This window comes from Oleiphilus sp. HI0123 (assembly GCF_001635315.1).
On the sequence record NZ_LWGE01001284.1, the window covers coordinates 1 to 4322 of the forward strand.

The window sequence follows — 4322 nt, forward strand, 5'->3', positions numbered from 1 at the left end:
CTAGATGCAACAGAAGATGAGATATCTTTAGCTCTTGCTGAAGAAGAAGCAGCTTCGGGTATGCTTTCGCGTAGCGAAGAAAATATTCGTCTCGTCGCCGAGTCCTTAAAGTCAGCCTTTAACAAATTATACGTTCGGGAATTGCGAAAAGACCCTTTTCTTGAGGGCTTGTTAATGCTGGAAGTGATAATCGAACCAAGCGGGGAGGTTTCTTTCTGCCGTATCGTAAGTTCCGAGCTTAATCACCCTGTTCTCGAGAATAAAATTGTTAAACGAATGTATTTAGCTGACTTTGGTGTTGAGAATGTAATGCAAACCACCATAAATATCCCATTCCCTTTTCGCCCAAACTAGGTCGTTTGGCAAGGTAAGCGATGAGGGAAAGGAGTGAGCTAGTGTTTATAAAGTGAGACTACTTATTCAGGCATAAAAAAAAGGCACTAGTAGCCGAAAATACTAAGTGCCTTTTAAGGAGAATAAATTATCAGTTCTAACATGCCAATTAAGGAACCTCGTTAGATAGCTGCAAACAGGAAGAAGTTAGCGGCCTGAGTGCTCTTCTTCCTGTTTACCGATGATGGAATAATACAGGCGAGGGGGGCGTAGTTGAATCGTCCAAAGGGCTTAGTTTGGGCGTAATTACCACTTATTTCACTTTGTTAAAGTAAATTCTAGGACTAAAGCGCCGTTATTCAGTCCCAACTAAGCCCCCCTTTGTTGCAGAGTACCTCAATTTAAGTGTTAAATAGATTAACGTAATCGTTAAATGACAGCTGTTTGTCAAAATCACCCTTTAATGCTTCTCGATATAAACTATGCCCAAAAAAACAATTAGTTCCCGGAAAGGACGTTTTATCAAATTAGCTGGAATGACAGCCTCTGTAGCCGGTCGTTATGCCTCTGACCGGGTCAAGTCGGTTTTTAAATCTGATGATAATGCTGCCTTAAGTAAACGCGAAACCTATTCTAAAATGGCTGGTGATGTCGTCGATACTTTAGGTGAGCTTAAGGGGGCTGTGATGAAAATCGGACAGATCGCATCACAAACTCAAGATTTATTGCCCAAAGAGTTTTCAGAAGCATTAGTAAAACTCCAGAAAGAAGCGCCCCCAGTTGAATTTAGTATAATTAAGGCTCAGATTGAGCTCCAGTTAGGCGCGCCTTTGGATGAGCTTTACAGTCGTTTTGATGAAGAGCCGCATGCCGCTGCTTCAATTGGGCAGGTTCATCGTGCCTGTACTAAGCAAGGGCAAGAAGTTGTCGTCAAAGTTCAGTATCCAGGGGTTGCTGAGTCATGCGACTCTGATTTAAAGCAGTTGAGGTTAGCGCTTAAGCTAGGTGGCTTGCTGAAGATGCCAAAAGAAAGTGTTGACGCTCTATTTGCCGAGATTAGGGATCGTTTACATGAGGAGCTCGATTATAATAATGAGGCTGCAAATATTGCGATGTTTCAAAGTTTTCATGATAAGCATCCAAAGATACTCATTCCATCGGTTATCGAAGACTTATCAAATAGGCATATTCTAACGATGGAATACCTACCAGGAGACGATATACAAGCACTAAAGCGTGAGCAGTATACTCAGGATCAGATCAATCAACTCGGCGAAAGACTATTTGAAGTTATGGCTGAGCAGCTATTTGACTTCAAACAGATTCATGGCGACCCGCACCCCGGTAATTTTGCTTTTCGAAAAGACGGTTCAGTTATTGTTTATGATTTTGGTTGTATTAAAACGCTTAAGCATGAAGTTTTAGCAGCCTATAAAGATGCGATTGTTGCTAGTTTGGCGGAAGATTATGATGCGCTAGATGATGCGCTTATTAGATTAGGTGCGCGGGTCGAGAGTAAACCTTCACCAGGTTCAGACTACTACAAAGTTTGGCGGAATATTTTATTTGAGCCCTTTCTGACAAATGACGACTATGACTATGAATCTGCTTCTTTGCATATCGAAGCGGCCAAACAAACTCATTTGTTCTTTAAACATATGTCGCACTTTAGCCCGCCGGTTGAAAGCTTATATATTGACCGGATGATAAGTGGTCAGTACTGGATACTCAAAAGTATGGGGGTTAAGGCGGAATTCCGTTCTAAGTTGGCCCCTTATCTGCAAGGCTGATTAAGCTATGCTTCACTGAGTATTTGTTTAGCAATAATAATGCGCTGTATTTCACTGGAACCTTCGTAGATTGTTGTTACGCGTGCATCACGAGTAAGACGCTCTATAGGATAATCTTTAATATAGCCATTGCCTCCTAACAACTGCAGTGCTGTATAACAAGCTTTGTTGGCGGCTTCTGTTGAAAATAGCTTGGCCATTGATGCCTGTTTTGAAAACGGCGCGCCAGAATCTTTTGTGTAGGCCGCGCTCATAAGGAGCAAACGTGCAGCTTCTAGTTCTGTGTAGGTGTCCGCTAACATCCACTGGATACCTTGAAAGTTCGCGATTGCCTTGCCAAATTGCTCACGTTCTTTTGTGTATATCGTTGCATAGTCGATGGCTGCCTGAGCAATACCAAGTGCTAATGAGCCGACGCCTATTCTGCCGCCGGCCAGTTCGCCAACGGCGACACGATAGCCTTTGTTTAGATCACCCAAAAGTGCACTGTCATCAATGTTGCAGTTATCGAAACTAAGCTGACAAGTAGAAGAGGCTTTTTGTCCCATCTTTTGTTCGGGTTTTCCTATTATTAGGCCGGGAGTCCCCGCCTCGACAAGGAAACAAGAAATGCCTTTTCCTTTTGCCGCACTCTTATCCGTCAGAGCCCAGACAACAAATACGCCAGCATATTCTGCGCTGGTAATGAATTGCTTGCTGCCATTTAGCGCCCAGCCCGAAGCTGTTTTAGTAGCGGAACATTTCATTGATGAAGGGTCCGAACCGGCCTGAGACTCAGTCAAGCAGAATGCTCCGGCAGAATATTCACCAGAGCAAAGTTTTGGTAGATAAGAATGTTTCTGTTGTGTGCTGCCAACCGCCTGGATAACCTCAGCAACCATGTTTGTTACCGATGTTGTAACTGCTGTCGAAGCGCAAGCCTTGGCTATTTCAGTGATGGCCAAACTAAAGGAAACGGTACCGGCATTGGTACCGCCGTATTCACTCGAGATATTGAGCCCCATAAAACCGAGCTGAGCCAGTTTCTTTAGATTCTTAACAAAGGTTTCCTGTGCCTCCCCCATATCAAGCTTATCGGCGATAGGCATCAGTTCAGAGCTGGCAAATTTACGTGCCATACTCTGAATCATAATTTGCTCCTCGTTCAGTGATAAGTCCATATGGGTTCCTCTTTTAGTGAGTTAGTGTTTGTATAATAGCGGACTATTTAGCAGCTAGGTCACGTGTAGCGACTTTATGATGTTCCCAAAATGCCGCGCTTGGTATTATTTTGCTGCCAAACGGACAGCGGAATCAATACGTATCACTTCACCGTTAAGTATTGGGTTCTCAACAATATCACGCACTAGCCTACCAAACTCATCGGGTTTACCTAGTCTAGATGGAAAGGGTAATGTTGCAGCAAGGCTGTCTTGTACTTCTTGAGAAAATGATTCCATCATAGGCGTTAGGAAGAGGCCGGGTGCGATCGCTAATACGCGAATGCCAAACTTTGCGAGCTCACGTGCAGCGGGAAGGGTCATTGATACGATCCCTCCCTTCGAGGCAGAATAGGCAGCTTGACCAATTTGACCTTCATAAGCCGCTACTGAGGCTGTTGAAATGATTACGCCTCGCTCACCGTCTGCGTTTTCTTCTCGGCTTTGCATGTCTGCTGCCGCCAGCCTTAGTACATTAAATGAGCCAACAAGGTTTACTTGAATTACGGTATTAAAAAAGTCTAAAGACATTGGGCCGTCACGCCCAAGAATACGTCCTGGACTGCCAATGCCGGCGCAGTTAACAGCTATACCGCAGGGCCCGTGAGTTTCGCGTGCTTTATTGATAGCTGCTTCAACGCTTTCAGCACTTGTTACATCGCATTCAATTGCAATGCCACCTATTTCTTCAGCAAGGGTTTGCGCTTTTTCGATTTGTAAGTCAAGAATCGCGACCTTGGCGCCGTAACTTGCAAGATAGAGTGCAGTGCCTTTTCCAAGACCTGATGCACCGTCAGTTACAATTGCGGGTGTACCTTTAATGTCCATTGAATTTACCTATAAGAAAAACTAAAAGTTTGATCGAAGACTGTGCGCCGGGCAATAGCAAATCAGAATATGGTTTGACAAAATAGGACGAAAACTAGCTAAATGATACATATACTATGTATAAACTTTACCTAAGCGGACGATATGGACAAGCGAAATTCAATTTCACTGT

At 43.9% G+C, this 4322-nt stretch carries 4 protein-coding genes; 2 read left to right on the forward strand and 2 right to left on the reverse strand.

The features are described from left to right. On the forward strand, positions 1 to 354 hold a 354-nt coding region (locus A3761_RS15395), incomplete at its 5' end, for an AgmX/PglI C-terminal domain-containing protein (RefSeq protein WP_156491879.1). 461 nt (positions 355 to 815) lie between these two features. Next, positions 816 to 2123: an AarF/ABC1/UbiB kinase family protein gene (locus tag A3761_RS15400; protein ID WP_068512650.1), complete on the forward strand. Its 1308-nt coding sequence runs from the start codon at positions 816 to 818 to the stop codon at positions 2121 to 2123. A 5-nt stretch (positions 2124 to 2128) separates the two neighbouring features. Here A3761_RS15400 and A3761_RS15405 read toward each other — a convergent pair whose 3' ends face one another. Together A3761_RS15405 and A3761_RS15410 are read right to left on the reverse strand one after the other, a co-directional pair. Beyond that, positions 2129 to 3283 carry an acyl-CoA dehydrogenase family protein gene (locus A3761_RS15405; RefSeq protein ID WP_068552783.1) on the reverse strand — a complete coding sequence of 385 codons (1155 nt, stop codon included), beginning with the start codon at positions 3281 to 3283 and terminating at the stop codon, positions 2129 to 2131. A gap of 105 nt (positions 3284 to 3388) precedes the next feature. Continuing rightward, positions 3389 to 4150, reverse strand: coding sequence for an SDR family NAD(P)-dependent oxidoreductase (locus tag A3761_RS15410; protein WP_068552781.1), 762 nt, complete (start codon positions 4148 to 4150; stop codon positions 3389 to 3391). Between the last annotated feature and the right edge of the window lie 172 nt (positions 4151 to 4322).

Coding starts and splice junctions, on each gene's coding strand:
- A3761_RS15400 (WP_068512650.1), top strand. CDS start 816: ATGCCCAAAAAAACAATTAGTTCCCGGAAAGGACGTTTTATCAAATTA.
- A3761_RS15405 (WP_068552783.1), bottom strand. CDS start 3,283: ATGGACTTATCACTGAACGAGGAGCAAATTATGATTCAGAGTATGGCA.
- A3761_RS15410 (WP_068552781.1), bottom strand. CDS start 4,150: ATGGACATTAAAGGTACACCCGCAATTGTAACTGACGGTGCATCAGGT.